General features: G+C 63.5%; 13 protein-coding genes. 3 read left to right on the forward strand and 10 right to left on the reverse strand.

Going from position 1 to position 15,154, the window contains the following annotated elements:
* Positions 1-6: 6 nt before the first annotated feature.
* Together ACHFB9_RS05745 and cydP are read right to left on the reverse strand one after the other, a co-directional pair.
* Positions 7-1,563 carry a cytochrome ubiquinol oxidase subunit I gene (locus ACHFB9_RS05745; protein WP_417070126.1) on the reverse strand — a complete coding sequence of 519 codons (1,557 nt, stop codon included), beginning with the start codon at positions 1,561-1,563 and terminating at the stop codon, positions 7-9.
* On the reverse strand, positions 1,553-1,780 hold the full coding sequence (gene cydP / locus ACHFB9_RS05750) for a cytochrome oxidase putative small subunit CydP (protein WP_417070128.1): 228 nt from the start codon (positions 1,778-1,780) through the stop codon (positions 1,553-1,555). The genes ACHFB9_RS05745 and cydP overlap by 11 nt, the downstream gene beginning before the upstream one ends.
* 141 nt (positions 1,781-1,921) lie before the next feature.
* On the opposite strand from cydP, the gene ACHFB9_RS05755 reads away from it, so the two are divergent.
* Positions 1,922-3,262, forward strand: coding sequence for a sigma-54 interaction domain-containing protein (locus ACHFB9_RS05755; protein ID WP_417070130.1), 1,341 nt, complete (start codon positions 1,922-1,924; stop codon positions 3,260-3,262).
* A gap of 44 nt (positions 3,263-3,306) precedes the next feature.
* Positions 3,307-4,665 (forward strand): metallophosphoesterase family protein, encoded by a 1,359-nt coding sequence (locus tag ACHFB9_RS05760; protein WP_417070131.1) that lies wholly within the window; start codon positions 3,307-3,309, stop codon positions 4,663-4,665.
* Positions 4,666-4,686: 21 nt separating this feature from the next.
* Here ACHFB9_RS05760 and ACHFB9_RS05765 read toward each other — a convergent pair whose 3' ends face one another.
* Positions 4,687-5,601, reverse strand: a complete 915-nt coding sequence (locus ACHFB9_RS05765; RefSeq protein WP_417071342.1) for a LysR family transcriptional regulator — start codon at positions 5,599-5,601, stop codon at positions 4,687-4,689.
* Between the two features lie 105 nt (positions 5,602-5,706).
* On the opposite strand from ACHFB9_RS05765, the gene metE reads away from it, so the two are divergent.
* On the forward strand, positions 5,707-8,022 hold the full coding sequence (metE, locus tag ACHFB9_RS05770; protein ID WP_417070133.1) for a 5-methyltetrahydropteroyltriglutamate--homocysteine S-methyltransferase: 2,316 nt from the start codon (positions 5,707-5,709) through the stop codon (positions 8,020-8,022).
* 4 nt (positions 8,023-8,026) lie between these two features.
* Here the strand turns inward: metE and ACHFB9_RS05775 are convergent, their stop codons facing one another.
* The 7 genes from ACHFB9_RS05775 to ACHFB9_RS05805 all read right to left on the reverse strand — a co-directional run bounded on the left by ACHFB9_RS05775 (position 8,027) and on the right by ACHFB9_RS05805 (position 15,137).
* Positions 8,027-8,332, reverse strand: coding sequence for a DUF6506 family protein (locus ACHFB9_RS05775; RefSeq protein WP_417070135.1), 306 nt, complete (start codon positions 8,330-8,332; stop codon positions 8,027-8,029).
* Positions 8,333-8,563: 231 nt separating this feature from the next.
* Positions 8,564-9,352, reverse strand: coding sequence for a fibro-slime domain-containing protein (locus ACHFB9_RS05780; RefSeq protein WP_417070137.1), 789 nt, complete (start codon positions 9,350-9,352; stop codon positions 8,564-8,566).
* Positions 9,353-9,500: 148 nt separating this feature from the next.
* The gene (gene serB / locus ACHFB9_RS05785) at positions 9,501-10,340 is read right to left on the reverse strand and encodes a phosphoserine phosphatase SerB (RefSeq protein ID WP_417070138.1); all 840 of its coding nucleotides are present in this window, start codon (positions 10,338-10,340) and stop codon (positions 9,501-9,503) included.
* On the reverse strand, positions 10,337-11,407 hold the full coding sequence (locus ACHFB9_RS05790) for a 3-deoxy-7-phosphoheptulonate synthase (protein ID WP_417070139.1): 1,071 nt from the start codon (positions 11,405-11,407) through the stop codon (positions 10,337-10,339). The genes serB and ACHFB9_RS05790 overlap by 4 nt, the downstream gene beginning before the upstream one ends.
* A 35-nt stretch (positions 11,408-11,442) precedes the next feature.
* On the reverse strand, positions 11,443-12,339 hold the full coding sequence (locus ACHFB9_RS05795) for an acyltransferase (RefSeq protein ID WP_417070141.1): 897 nt from the start codon (positions 12,337-12,339) through the stop codon (positions 11,443-11,445).
* Positions 12,340-12,390: 51 nt separating this feature from the next.
* Positions 12,391-13,860 (reverse strand): PAS domain-containing sensor histidine kinase, encoded by a 1,470-nt coding sequence (locus ACHFB9_RS05800; protein WP_417070143.1) that lies wholly within the window; start codon positions 13,858-13,860, stop codon positions 12,391-12,393.
* Positions 13,857-15,137 carry an HD-GYP domain-containing protein gene (locus ACHFB9_RS05805; protein ID WP_417070145.1) on the reverse strand — a complete coding sequence of 427 codons (1,281 nt, stop codon included), beginning with the start codon at positions 15,135-15,137 and terminating at the stop codon, positions 13,857-13,859. Before ACHFB9_RS05805 ends, ACHFB9_RS05800 begins: the two co-directional genes overlap by 4 nt.
* Positions 15,138-15,154 lie beyond the last annotated feature (17 nt).

Raw genomic sequence — 15,154 nt, forward strand, 5'->3', positions numbered from 1 at the left:
ATCCGTTTAGGCGTGCTGGATTTCATTGGCGTAACGGCCGGTGCCGAGGCTACCCGGACCGAGCTTGGCAAAGCGGACCATCAGGAACATCTCGACGATCAGCAGCACGGTGTAGAAGCCGACGAAGCCGGCGAGCGACCCGTACAGCGAGCCGACGCTCAGCGTCGAGGCTGACATGTGGGTCGGCAGCACGCCGTAGATCGTCCAGGGCTGACGGCCGTACTCTGCGACGAACCAGCCCAGCTCACAGGCGAGCCACGGGGCGGGCAGGAAGAGCAAGGCCGAGCGCAGCAGCCAGCGGTGCTTGGCGAATGTTCCCTTGACCGAGAACCACAGCGCGAGGCCGAACAGCGCCAGCATGCCAAAGCCCAGGCCCACCATGAAGCGGAAGGCCCAGAAGAGTGGGGTTACGCGCGGAATCGTGTCGCGGGTTGCCTTGTCGATGATCTCGGGCGTCACTTCATCCATCGACTTGACGTAGCGGCGGAGCAGGAAACCGAAACCCAGATCGGCTTCGTGCGCTTTGAGCTTCGCGAGCGCTTCCTTGTCCTGGCGGTTGTGGCGGTAGGCTTCGAGTCCGCGCACCGCCTCGATGCCCGAGACGACGCGTGCGCGGTTCTTGGCGAGGATCTCGTGGATGCCGGGCAGGGTCTTGGTGACCGAGCGGGTGCCGATCAGTCCCATCACCCAGGGGACCGAGATCTCCCAGTCGTTGCGCATCTCCTCTTCGTTGATGATCGCGGCGATCTTCAGGCTGGCCGGAGCCGGTTCGGTGTGCCAGATCGCCTCGATCGCGGCCATCTTGGTTTGCTGCGCTTCGCCGACCGTATAGCCCGACTCGTCGCCGAGCACGATCACCGAGCAGACCGACGCGAAACCGAATGCGGCCGCGATCCGGAAACTCTTGCGCGCGAATTCGACGTCGCGGTTTCTCAGCAAATACCAGCTCGAGATCGCCAGCACGAAGGCCGCGCCGGTCACATAGCCGGCCGAAACCGTATGGACGAACTTGGCCTGCGCGTCGGGGTTGAAGAGGATGGTCATGAAGTTGCTCATCTCCATCCGCATCGTGTCGTAGTTGAAGGTCGCGCCGACCGGGTTCTGCATCCAGCCGTTCGCGATCAGGATCCACAGCGCCGACAGGTTGGTGCCGATCGCCATCAGGATCGTCGCGAGCAGGTGCTGGCGGCGGGGCAGGCGGTCCCAGCCGAAGAAGAACAGGCCGATGAAGGTCGATTCGAGGAAGAAGGCCATCAGCCCTTCGATCGCCAGCGGTGCGCCGAAGATGTCGCCGACATAGTGCGAGTAGTAGGCCCAGTTGGTGCCGAACTGGAATTCGAGCGTGATGCCGGTCGTCACGCCCAGCGCGAAGTTGATGCCGAAGAGCTTGCCCCAGAAACGGGTCATGTCCTTGTAGATGACCTTGCCGGTCATCACATAGACGCTCTCCATGATGACCAGAATCCAGGTCATCCCTATCGTCAGCGGGACGAAGAGGAAGTGGTACATCGCGGTGGCGGCGAACTGCAGCCGCGACAGGTCGACCAGGTGCTCACTGAGCATGAGTTTTGTTCTCCCGATTGGTGTGGAGCTGCGCGTCGCTTGGGCTCGCTGCGATGTCTTCGGCGCGGACTTCGACCCGCTGATCGCGGACGAATCCCCACCAGAGCAGAGCGATCACCACCAGCTTGATGGCGACCACGACTGCCAGTTCTTTTCCGAGGCCAGGTTTACGCATTGCTGTCATTGATGAAAGCGTGGTTTCGTCGTTCCCATTCAAGATCCGGGCCAGATTTCATGATTCCGACAAATTGCTGCAAAAACAATGATTTCCAGAGCAACGGTTATCGGCCGAGGGGCGGAAGGTCTGCCACAGACTGCCATTCTGGCAGCCTTTGGCAGACTGTGGCACAGTTCGGTTATGCCTGTCGCCAAGTCTTTCGTCACGACTATCTCCCATCCTCTTGCCGAGTTGCTCTCCATGCTCGACGCTGCGCCCGAGCCGCACATCATCCTCGATGCAGACTATCGAATCATCGGAGCGAATAGCGCTTACCGCAAGCAGATCGCGAACGGAGAAGGGGTCATCGGTCGCAACTGTTTTCAGGTTTCCTGCCAGCACACCCAGCCCTGTGATCGCTCGGGGGAAGCCTGTCCGCTTGGGCGCTGCCTCGCCTCGGGGCGGCGCGAACGTGTTCTGCACCTGCGCCACACTGCGAATGGTGACGAGTACCGGAACATCGAGCTGACGCCGATCCGCGACGGCGGCGGGGAGATCCGCTATTTCGTCGAGAAGCTGGAGCTGCAGCCGGTCGCGGAGCGCTCCGGCGCGAGGCAGCTGATCGGCGCTTCAAAGCGTTTCGGGCAGATGATGGATCTGGCGTCGCGCGTCGCGAAGGCCGATGCGGTCGTGCTGCTCGAAGGCGAATCGGGGACCGGCAAGGAGCTGGTGGCCCAGGCGATCCATCAGATGAGCCGGCGTGCCAAAAGGCCTTTCGTTGCCGTCGATTGCTCGGGGATTCCTGAGAATCTGTTCGAGAGCGAACTCTTCGGCCACGAGCGCGGAGCTTTCACCGGCGCTGTCGCGGCCCGGGTCGGGCTCGTCGAAGCGGCCAACGGCGGCACGCTCTTCCTCGACGAAGTCGGCGAGATTCCGCTCGCGATGCAGGTCAAGCTGCTCCGTCTGCTCGAGACCAGCGCCTACCGGCGGGTCGGCTCCAGCGAGCCGAGGCGGGCGGACATCCGCGTGATCTCGGCGACTCACCGCTCGCTGCGCGAGATGGTCGCAGCGGGGAGCTTTCGTGCCGACCTCTACTACCGGCTCAACATCTTTCCGATCGAAGTGCCGGCGCTGCGCGAACGCCTGGACGATCTGCCGGCGCTCGTCGCGGCGCTGCTCGCGCGGGTCGCTCCCGGGCGCAGCCTCCAGCTCTCCGCCGCGGCGATGAAGGAGCTCTCCGCTTATGCCTTCCCCGGCAATGTCCGCGAGCTGCGCAATCTGCTCGAACGGGCCAGCCTGATCTCGGACGGCGAAGTGATTGGCGTCGAGCACCTGCCGGCCGAGGTCTGTGGTGTCGGGCCCGTCGCGCGGGCTTTTGCCGATGAGCCCGACCTGGCGGGCCAGCTAGAAGGGCACAGGGGCTCGCGCAAGAAGCTGGCTCAGGCGTTGGGCATCAGCGAACGAACCCTGTACCGGCGCCTGAAGGCGTTGGCCGAAAGCCGATCGTCACCTAATTGTCACGGCAGCGACATCGAAGGATAAAGCGGAGCTGATGAGATTCCTCTTTTGCCCTGAGAGGAATCGCGATGTCGTCCCGCCCAACCGAAAAACCGCAGCCTTCGCTGTCCCGCCGGACTTTTTTCAAGCGCACCCTGGTCGGTGCGACGGTCATCGGTTTGCCCACGGGGCTGGCCGCCTGCGGTGGCGATTCCTCCGGTGACAGCAGCAAGAGTCCGGTCAAGTTCGCGGTGCTCAGCGATACCCACTTCTTCGACACCGCGGCGCTGGGCGACAGCGCCGAGCTGGACGCGTATCTGCTGCAGGATCGCAAGATGATCAAGGAGAGCGTCGAGATCTTCGATGCGGCGCTCGCCGACATCAAGAGCCAGAATCTCGACTTCCTGTTGATCTCGGGCGATCTGACCAAGGATGGCGAGCGCTCAGGGCACGAAGCACTGGCCAAGCGGCTCGCCGCGCTGGGCAAGAAGGTCTATGTGATTCCGGGCAACCACGACATCAACAATCCGCACGCGCGCGACTACCGAACGACGCCCTCGACGGCTGCAACCCAGGTCACGCCGGACGATTTCCGCTCCATCTATGCGAACTGCGGCTATGGCAGCGCGCTCTACTCGGATCCGAATTCGCTCAGCTACATCGCCGAACCCGCCGAAGGCGTCTGGCTCTTCGCGATCGACTCGTGCCAGTACGCGAACAACCTGAGCCTGGGCGAGCCGGTCACCGCGGGGGCGATCAGCGACCTGAGCCTGGGCTGGATCGAAGCGCGGCTGCAGGAAGCGAAATCGCGCGGCAAGATCGTGATCGGCATGATGCACCACGGTTTGGTCGAGCACTTCACGGGACAGTCGTCGCTGTTCTCCGAATATCTGGTCAATAAGCGCGAGGCGATCGCCGCGATGCTTGCCGCAAACGGTCTGGGCGTGATGTTCACCGGCCACTTCCACGCCAACGACGTGGTCGGCAAGACCTATAGCGGGAAGACGATCTATGACGTCGAGACCGGCTCGACGGTGACCGCGCCCAGCCCCTATCGCTTCGTGAGCCTGGATCGCTCGACTGCGACGCTGACGATCAGCACCTCGGTTGTCACGAAGACCGGCTCGCACCCGAGCGATTTCCAGACCTGGGCCAAGGATTACCTGACGAGCGGGCTCAACACGCTCGTCACCTACATGCTGACCAACGCTCCCTACAATCTGCCCTCGGCTCAGGTCACCGCGCTGTTGCCGCTGATCGTGCCGGCCCTGGTCGCCCACTATGCCGGCGACGAAAAGCTGACCGATGCGACGACCCAGGCGACTCTTGCGGCGATGGTCGCGAGCACGGATGCGAACACGAAGATGATGGGGGGGCTGATCCAGGGGCTGTGGGCCGACCCGAGTCCGGCCGACAACAACCTGAGCCTGACGCTTGCCAAGGCTTGACAGGGTGCTGTGCCGGGCATTTCAGATCAGCGAAATGCCCGGCAGATCCCGCAGCGAATTCTGCCGCATCAGGCGGACGAAGTCGGCGAGGTAGGCCCTGTCCTTCAGTGCGGCAGGAGAGACGGCATAGAGGCGGGCGGTGAGGCCTGATTCGCCGATTCGCTGCCTCGCGACATAGCCGCGATCCAGATAATTCTTGACCGCCCACAGCGGTAGCGCGGCGATGCCGCGACCGCTCGCGACGAGCTGCAGCATTGCGACGGTCAGTTCGCTGGTCCGGCGTCGCGGCGCGATGCCGGCCGGGCGCAGGACCTGACGAACCAGATCGAGCATCTCGTCGGGAACCGGATAGGTGATCAGGGTCTGATCCGCGAAGTCTTCCGCGGCGAGCCAGGGCTTGGCGCTCAGTGGGTGGCCCTTGGGTAGCAGCGCGACCATCTCGAACGCGAAGAGCGGCCAGGTCGTCACGCCTGCCTCATCCTCCGGCGGCTCCGAGACGATCGCGACTTCGGCCCGCCCCTGCTGGAGCAGGCCCACCGGGTCGGCCTGAAAGCCCGACACGATGTCGAGCTCGACCTCCGGCCACGCGGAGCGGAATTCATCCATCGCCGGCATCAGCCAGTCAAAACAGGTGTGGCATTCGACGGCGATGCGCAGATCGCCGGCCCGTCCGCTGACGAGGCGGGAGAGATCGCGCTCGGCTTCCTCTATCCGGGGCAGCACCTCCGCTGCGAGTTTGAGCAGGCGCTGCCCGGCGGCGCTGAACACGAGCGGGTTGGACTTTCGCGCGAACAGCTCGCCTCCGTACTGCTCTTCCAATGCCTTGATCTGATGCGACAGAGCGGACTGGGTCAGCTTGAGGTTTTGCGCGGCCCGCGACAGGTTTCCGGTGTCGCGCAACGCGATCAGTGTCTTCAGGTGGCGCAGTTCGAGCAGCGATTGCATGAATGAAATTCTCGATGAATCAAAGAAATTATCGTTTGAATAATACGTCGAAGACCGCGATGATCGCAAAAGATATTCAACACAAAGCGAATCATCATGATAAGAACTCATGTTCTCGGGTTTCCCCGCATCGGTGCGCAGCGCGAACTCAAGCGCGCGCTGGAAGCCTACTGGCGCGGTCAGATCGACGCCGGGGCGCTCGAAGAGTGCGGTCGCGCACTGCGCGCGCGGCACTGGGCTTTGCAGCGCGAAGCCGGGCTCGACTGTGTCTGCGTCGGCGACTTCGCCTTCTACGATCACGTTGCCAATCACATCCAGCTCTTCGGTTGCGAACCCTCGCGCTTCGGATTCTCGGATGCGGATTCCGGCCTCGTGCGCACTTTCACGATGGCGCGCGGCGTGGCCAGGGAAATCGGTACCGGGCACGGCGCTTGTTCGGCGAGCGGGCGGGGCGCGCTGGAGATGAGCAAGTGGTTCGATACCAATTACCACTATCTGGTCCCCGAGTTCGGTCCGCAGACCGCTTTCCGGCTCGCCGCCGAGCGCCTGCTCGGCGAAGTCGACGAGGCGCTGGCTCTGGGCCATCCGGTCAAGACCGTCCTGCTCGGACCCTTGAGCTTTCTCTATCTGGGCAAATCGCTCGAGGAGGGCTTCGAGCGGCTCGATCTTCTCGATTCGCTGCTGCCCGTCTATCGACAGTTGCTCGGTCAGCTCAAGGCCAGAGGTGTCGCCTGGGTCCAGCTCGACGAGCCCATCCTGGGCCTGGACCTGCCGGATGCCTGGCGACATGCGTTCGAGCCCGCCTATCACCGGCTGCAGGTGCCCGGCCTCCCGGTGCTGCTGGCGACTTACTTTTCACCGCTGGCCGAGAACGCACATCTCGCCTGCCGTCTTCCGGTTGCCGCGCTGCACCTCGACCTCGTGCGCGGGGACGAGGATCTGCAGAGCGTGTTGCAGTGGCTTCCCGAACACCGCGAACTGTCGCTGGGCATTCTGGACGGACGCAACATCTGGCGCTGCGATCTGGATGCCGCGCTCGATCGGCTGAGTGCTCTGCGCGAGCGGCGCGGCGGCACGCTGTGGCTCGCGCCGTCCTGTTCCTTGCTGCATGTGCCGCTGACCCTGGCCGATGATGAGGCATTGGACGCTGAGCTGCGCCCCTGGGTCGCGGGTGCCGTCGAGAAGCTCACTGAGCTCGAACTGCTCAGATCCGCGCTGTCCGGAGGGGAGGCCGCAGCGAAGGTTTTGCCGGCATTCGATGAGGCGCGGGAGGTTCGGGCGCGCCGTGCGCTAAGCTCCCGGGTCAGCAAGAAGGCCGTTGCCGCGCGCATCAACGCGCTCGCGCCGGACGACTATCGACGTGCCAGCCCATTTTCCGTGCGCCAGCGCCTGCAGCGCGAGCGCTTCAATCTTCCGCTGTTCCCGACCACGACGATCGGCTCCTTCCCGCAGACCGAGAGCATCCGTGCCACGCGCGCCGCACTCCGGCGGGGTGCGCTCAGCGATGGCGACTACCGCTCGGCGATCCGCAACGAGATTGCGAGTGCGGTCAGGGAACAGGAAGCGCTGGGACTCGATGTGCTGGTCCATGGCGAGGCCGAGCGCAACGACATGGTCGAATACTTCGGCGGGCAGCTCGAAGGCTTCGCCTTCACGGCCAACGGCTGGGTTCAGTCCTATGGTTCGCGCTGCGTGAAGCCGCCCATCCTGTTCGGCGATGTCGAACGCCCCAGAGCGATGACGGTCGAATGGAGCCGCTACGCGCAGAGCCTGACGGCACGGCCGGTGAAAGGGATGCTGACCGGCCCCGTGACGATCCTGCAGTGGTCTTTTGTTCGCGACGATGTGCCGCGCTCGCTCTGCGCGCAGCAGATCGCGTTGGCGATCCGCGACGAAGTCGGCGATCTGGAGGCCGCCGGCTTGGGCATGATCCAGATCGACGAACCTGCTCTGCGCGAAGGTCTGCCTCTGCGCCGGGCGCACTGGCGCGATTACCTCGCTTGGGCGACGCGCACATTCCGCCTGTCGGTCAGCGGCGTCGCGGACTCGACCCAGATCCACACCCATATGTGCTATGCGGAGTTCGGCGACATCCTCGAGGCGATCACGGCGATGGACGCGGATGTGATCACGCTGGAGGCGAGCCGCTCGGGCATGACGCTGCTGCGGGATTTCGCCGACTTTCGCTATCCGAACGAGATCGGCCCCGGCGTTTATGACATCCATTCGCCGGTGGTTCCCGCGCAAGCCCAGGTGGAGGCGCTGGTCCGCAAGGCAGCGGAGGTCGTGCCGGCCCGCAACATCTGGGTGAACCCGGACTGCGGGCTGAAGACCCGGGCTTGGCCTGAAACCCGGGCGGCGCTGAGCAGCATGGTTGCGGCGGCCCGGGCCTTGCGTCAGGAGTTTGCCTGATCGGTCAGAGAAAGTACTCGTCGCCGCTGTGGTGGTCGAGGCCGGGGTGGTGATCGAAGCGCACGACGCCGACCGCGGCACGGCCTGCGACGGCGCGCGTGACCTGCGCGACGCCTTCTGAGCCAAAACCGCCGCACAGCTCGATCGCGATGATGCCGTCCGCGACGAGCTGCTTGGCGAGCGTGCAGGCATCAGCGTAGTTCTTGACCGCATGAACGACGAGCTCGACTTCGGGTGTCAGAACTTCGGCGCGGTGCTGGCTGGGGTCGGCTTCGGGGGCAACGAAGATGAAAGCGGCACGCATGGCCATGACGAACTCCTTGTGGAAGAGGGAGTCGTCAGCTTAGGCAGAACCCGGTGCCCGGGATTGTAAAAAAGCGACCAGCCGCGTTAACCGCGGCTGGTCGGGCCAGGTTAACCCTGGCCGGTCGATTTGCCAACCCGTCGGACAGGGGTAACCCCTGTCGGTCGAGTCTTTTCCTGTGGGCAAAAAAATCCCGGAGTCCTGCTCCGGGATCGGCGTGTTTGAATTCGCCCGCGTTCAGCGGCGCAGAGCCAGACCGATCAGACCCAGCGCAAGCAGCGCGAGGCTGGTCGGTTCGGGAACGGTCGGGTCGGGATTGCTCAGCTGCAGTGACGTCGTGATCGCAAAGTTCGACTGGGACGTATGGCGCTCGGCCTGGAACACGTCGAGCGAGTAGTCCTTGCCGTCGACGAGACCCAGCGAGTTCAGGCTCACGCTTGCCGACTCCGCACCATGGACTCCGCCCAGATCGATCGCAAGCGTTTTGTTGATGAACACGAACACGTCGTCGTCGCCGGTGAAGCTGAAGGTGTCGTTGTTTGCTGCGAGGTAGGTGAAGCTCGTGTGGAACTCGGTCGTGAACGCGAAGTTGTGCCCGCCGTCGGGTTGCGCAAGCAGCGCGCCGTCGATCGGGAAGAACGAGGAGTTGCTGTACTGGTAAAGGGTCGGACTGATCTTGTTCAGCGTAATGCTGACGGTTCCGGTCCGGTTTACGGTCGGATCGTCGTGATACCACTGGTAGAACGAGGCGGCGCTGGTGATCGTCGGATTCGCATTGGCCGACGCATAGACCGGTTTGCCGTCGGCGCCCAGAGTGGTCTGGACGATTCCCCTGTCGTCACCGCTTTTGCTCTGGAAGTCGGGGTGACCGGCGACGCCGTTGTAGCTCGTACCGGCGAAGTTGAAATCCCTGACTGTGCCGGTCAGCGTGATCGCATCGGCCTGACAGACCGCGGGCAGCAGGCCGATCGCGAGAAGTGCTCCGCTCAGCGCGGAGATGAGGGCTTTTCCGGTCGGACGCTTCATGATTTTCTTCCTGGTCAAGATGATCTTGCCAAGATTTAAGCAAGCTCGATGCCTGAAAGAAAAATGCTATGAATTCAACGCGTTGAAAGCGCAGGGGCGTCACTGTGCGGATGAGTGTAAGCTGATCCGACACCGTCTGCGCCCTGCGTCATTCCCCGAGCAGAGGCAGGATTGCGGCGAGACCGCAGTGATCCAGCGCGTAGTCGGCGGCGGCCCGGACGACGGGTTTCGCATGGTAGGCGAAGGAGAGGCCCGCGGCGCCGAACATCTTCAGGTCGTTTGCACCGTCACCGACCGCGATCGTCTCGTCAACGGTCGCGCCGATCGCGGAACGCACTTCCTCGAGGGTGCGGCGCTTCTTTGCGGCATCGACGATCTCGCCGATCACCCGGCCGGTGAGCTTGCCGTCGATGATTTCCAGCTCGTTGGCGACCGCATGGTCGAAGCCCAGGCTCTTCCTGAGCCGCTCGGTGAAGAAAGTGAAACCTCCCGAGACCAGGACCGTCGTGATGCCTTCGGCATTCAGGCGCGAGAGCAGCTCGGTCGCGCCCGGGTTCAGGTTCAGACGCTCAGCGAAGACGTGCTCCAGCGCCGAGGCTTCCAGACCTTCGAGCAACGCGACCCGCCGCTTCAGCGATTCGGAGAAGTCGATTTCGCCGCGCATCGCCGCCGCGGTGATCGCGGCCACCTGCGGTTTGACTCCGGCCAGATCGGCGATCTCATCGATGCACTCGATCGTGATCAGCGTCGAGTCCATGTCGGTGATGAAAAGCTTGAAATCGTCGAGTCGGCGTTCGGTGGGCACCCAGCCCAGATCGAAGCCGGCGTTCGCTGCCGCTTCCGCGAGGCCGGGGACGCGCTGGGCACCTTCAAGCCGCCAGGCCGTGGCGCTCAGGCGAGTGATCGCGTGAGCTTGTCCGAGATGGGCGAGGGCTTCGAGTGCCAGGGGATCGACAACGACCCCCTGGACGATAAGGTATTCGCTCACCCGGCTCTCCGTGCGGCGATGACGGAGCGCAGCTCTTCGCGGCTACGCCTGAGGATGGCCTCAGTGGTCTCCCACGAGATGCAGCCGTCGGTGACCGAGCAGCCGTATTTCATCTTGTCGGCGTCCTGGATAGGCTGATTGCCGGCCTCGATGAAACTCTCGATCATGACGCCGACGATCGAACGGTTGCCTTCGCGGATCTGGTGCGTGACGTCGCGTAGCACCAGCGGCTGGTACTCGGGGTTTTTCCACGAGTTCGCGTGCGAGCAGTCGACCATGATGTTCAGCGGCAGGCCGGCTTTGGCAAGCGCCTTCTCGACCAGCGAGACAGAGACCGTGTCGTAGTTCGGACGACCGCCGCCGCCGCGCAGCACGACATGGCCGTAGGGATTGCCGCGGGTGCGGATGATCGCGCTCTGGCCTTCGTCGCTCATACCCAGGAAGCTGTGCGCGGCCGCGGCGGACAGGATGCCGTTGACCGCCGCGTCGATCGAGCCGTCGGTGCCGTTTTTGAAGCCGACCGGAGTCGAAAGGCCTGAGGCCATCTCGCGGTGGGTCTGGGATTCGGAAGTGCGTGCGCCGATCGCTGTCCAGCTGACCAGGTCTCCGTAATACTGAGGCGCGATCGGATCCAGCGCCTCAGTTGCGGCCGGCAGGCCCAGCTCGGCGACGTCGCGCAGAAACTGGCGACCGCGCTCCATGCCTTCGGCGATCAGGAAGGAGTCATCCATCCTCGGGTCGTTGATGAAGCCCTTCCAGCCAGTCGTCGTCCGTGGCTTTTCGAAGTACACCCTCATCACGACATAGAGGGTGTCGGAGACTTCATCGGCGAGGCGCTTGAGTCGACGCGCATAGTCGATTCCGGCCACCGGATCGTGGATCGAACAGGGGCCGATGATCACCATCAGGCGTGGATCCTTGTGATCGAGGATGTCGATCAGGGTTTTGCGACCTTCGACGACCGTTGTGGCCGCCTTTTCGGTCATCGGCACCAGGGTTTTGACTTCGGCCGGAGAGGGCATGCGGTCGAAGCCGAGCACATTGAGGTTCTCTGTCTGGGAGATCATGAAGCCTCCTTTGAATGATTCTGGAATGGACGGGGTCAGACGGCGCTCTGGCTGGCTTCGCGCTTGAGCTCTTCGAGCAGTAGATCCTTCTCCTGCCACATCGTATGCACCCAGGCCTGGACCCGGGCGCGGAAGGCGGCATCGCGCTCGTAGTCGCCGTCGATCAGATCGCGAGGGATCGCGATCTCGCGCACGCGAACCCGAACCTCATGCACTCCGCCCGACAGGATGTCCCAGAAGGTCGGCACTCCGTGCGGATAGAGGATCGTCACGTCGAGCATTGAATCGAATTGCTCCCCCATCGTTGCCAGGGCGATCGAGAGTCCGCCAATCTTGGGCTTGAGCAGGTTCTTGTACGGCGAGCGTTGAGCGCTGTGCTTGGCTGCGGTCAGCCGCGTGCCTTCAAGGAAGTTCATGACCGAGGTGGGCAGGGTTTTGAAGCGCTCGCAGGCCTTGCGCGTTGCGGCCAGATCGCTGCGTCCGCTCTTCGCGCCCTTGCCGCGGCGCATGAACGGGAAGTCGAGCGCCCACCAGGCCAACCCGATCACCGGCACATAGATCAGTTCCTGTTTGAGGAAAAATTTCAGGAAAGGAATCCTGTCCTGGAAAATTTTCTGCAGCACCAGGATGTCCACCCAGCTCTGGTGGTTGCTGCTGACGAGATACCAGCCGCGCTTGCGCAGCGTGTCCGTGCCTTCGACGTCCCAGCGGACCTTCTGCAGCAGCGCTATCCACAGGCCGTTGATGCGGACCCAGGTATCGGCCAGCGCGTTGAGGACACGGTCGACGATGCGTCGGGCCAGGCTGCCGGAAGGCAGAACCAGCTTGGCGAGCGCGAACGGGATCATGACGCAGGTGAGGATCAGGGTGTTGGCGGCGATGATCAGCGAGCCAATACAGCCCTTGATCGAGGAGACGACCGGATTCGACATGAGTTTTCCTGCAGCAAAAAGAGATACTTCTCCGGGCGTGCCCGGGGAAGACTAGACGGTCGGGAGTTCGATCCAGAAACGGCTACCGCGACCGAGAGTGCTCTCGACGCCTATGCGCCCATCCATCAGATGGACAAGACGCTGGGTCAGCGCGAGACCCAGACCCGTCCCCTCGACATCGCCGGAGCTGTCTGCCGCGCGAACGAAAGGTTCGAACAGGCGAGCCTGATCCGCTTCCGAGATGCCCCGGCCATCATCTTCGACCGCGATATGCAGGTATTTTACCCTGCCTTCGGCGAGCTCTCGGTGACTGATTCTGACCCAGCCATTTGGGTGGTTGTACTTGATTGCATTCGAGAGCAGGTTCAGCATCACCTGGCGCACCCTCAGCGCATCGCCGATCACCTGGGGGGCGGCTCCGCCCGCGTACTCGAGGCGGACCTTCTTCTGCGAGGCCAGGGGCTCGACGATCTCACAGGCCTCGGCGATGAACTGGTCGGCGGCAAGAGGCGCAGGGTTCAGCGTGATCCGTCCCGCATCGGCACGCGCGAGTTCGAGAACCTGGTTGATCAGTTCGAGCAGGTGTGCGCCCGCCTGGCGGATCAGGCGGATGCTGTCCTCCTGGTCGGGATGCTCGTCGAGGCCCAGCAAATCCGAAAAGCCCAGGATCGCGTTGAGCGGTGTTTTCAGTTCGTGGCTCATCGCCGCGAGAAAACGGCTTTTGGCGTGGTTGGCGCTGTCCGCCGCGTCGCGCGCGGCAAGCAGCGCGGCTTCATAGCGAACCCTGGCCGTGATATCGGAAAAGCACCAGACGTGGCCTATCGTCTGCTGGTTCAGGCGCTGCGGGCTGATGACGCACTCGAGCTGGCGACCATCGATCAGCGCGAGCTGCTGGCGGATCTGCTGGTCGGGGTTCTGCGCGAGCTTTATCTGCAGTTCCGGCCAGTCCGCGGGTTCGGCGAGCCGCGCGAGCAGTTGCTCGGCGAGTTCCGCATCTTTCGTGCTGACCCCGATTTCGGGCGCGAGGCCGAAAAGGGCTGCGAAGCGGCGGTTGAAGTTCTGGACGCGGCCCTGCGCATCGGTCACGAGAAGCCCGTCGGCCGTGGCTTCGAAGGTCGCGGCCAGCAGCGATGCGGTGTGTGCGGAAAGCTCCTCGGCGATGCGGCTGCGGGAGATGTCATGGGCGCGCAGGACCAGCAGAGTCCGCCCGTCCAGTTCCTCTTTCGTGATGCTCTTCTCGACCGTGCGCCGGCCACCGCGAAAACCGCGGTAGAAGCCTTCGCTAGGCGCGCGTTCGCTGCTGCGTCCGTTGCGCACTTCCTCCCAGAAGAAATGATCGGCCATCCCTGTTTCGACACGGGAGATCGGGGAACCGATCAGTTCCTCGGGCGCGCATTCGAACATCCGGGCGGCATCGGCATTCGCGAAGACGATGTTCAGCGTTAGGGGGTCGATCGCGAGCAGGGCTTGCCCGCAGTGATCGACGAGACTGGCAAGGGTTTTTGCTGACAGGGGGCTCACGGGGTGTCCTGTGCATTCGGGACCGGGCTGTGAGCGAGGTCGAAGTAATACGCGACCCGTCGGCGCGGGGCGAGATAGTCGAAAACTTCGCGCGGCAGCTGGCTGGGGCGCATCGTTCGGCTGATCGACAGTTCCTGTTCCTGTTCGAGGTCGAGCAGGATTGCTTCCTCGTGGGGAATGCGCGGGTCGTAGACCTGGACGACCGGGCGCAGAGGGCGGGACGAGTTGACTGACATCACCATGCCGAATGCGTCGTCGCCGAGAACGACCAGGGTGCCGGGCGGATAGACGCCCAAGCAGCGGATGAAGATCGAGAGCGGGCCGGCCTCGAAACGATTGCGCTGCTGGGCATACATCTGTGAGAGCGCCTCATGAGGCGTCAGGGCCCTGAGCGGATTCGCCGGGTTGCACAGGTTGTCGTAGGTGTTCGCGATCGCGACGATCTTCGCAAGCAAGGAGATCTTCTCGCCTGACAGGTGCTGGGGATAGCCTGAACCGTCGACTGCCTCGTGGTGTTGGGCGATCACGGTCAGCGCCTCGGAAGCCAGGCCCAGTTTGCGACCGGCGGCGAGGCCGAAGGCGACATGCTCCTGAACCAGGGCCTGCTCGGCTGCCGTCAGCGCCGGCAGGCGCTGCAGCCGGTCGGGAACGTTGAGTTTGCCGATGTCGTGGAGCAGCGCACCGACGCCCAGCTGGATGACCGCTTCGCGCGATGCGTTCAGCTCCCGCGCCAGCATCAGCGAGAGCACCGCGACATTGAGCGGGTGCTGGTAGAAGTCTTCGCCGGCGATCCGCTCGGGCATCAGATTGACGGCGATGTCGCGCTGGGTCAGCAGCGAGTCGGCCATCTTCTCCGCCAGCGAAGTCATCCTTCCACGGGATTCCTCGGGAAGGGAGAGCAGATTGCGGTTGATCGCCTTCAGTTCCTGCGAAGTCTCGGCGAATTCGTGTTCGCATTTGCTGATCGCCTGCCGCTGATGGCGCAGTTTGCGAACCCTCTGACGCTTGCTCTCGAGGTCGGGATTCGGCTGCTCATCGACCGGGGATTCGCCTGCGCCGCCGGCAGAGGGTGGGAGCGGCTCGCTGTGGCTGCGCTGGGGCGAGTAACGGATTTCGCGCAGGCCAAGTTTGCGGATCTGCCTGAGCTGATCCTCAGTCTTGATCCGGAAGCTCGAAAACGGGAAGGGGTGATCCATCCAGGCCAGGTCCAGATGGATGTAAAGACCTGTGCGCAGCTGTTCGGGCTTCAGAAAGAAAGACTTGTTGTGTTCGGGCATTGCCTGGCCGGGTCGAT

Origin of the sequence: Niveibacterium terrae (assembly GCF_048213115.1) — a bacterium.
GTDB lineage: Bacteria > Pseudomonadota > Gammaproteobacteria > Burkholderiales > Rhodocyclaceae > Niveibacterium > Niveibacterium terrae.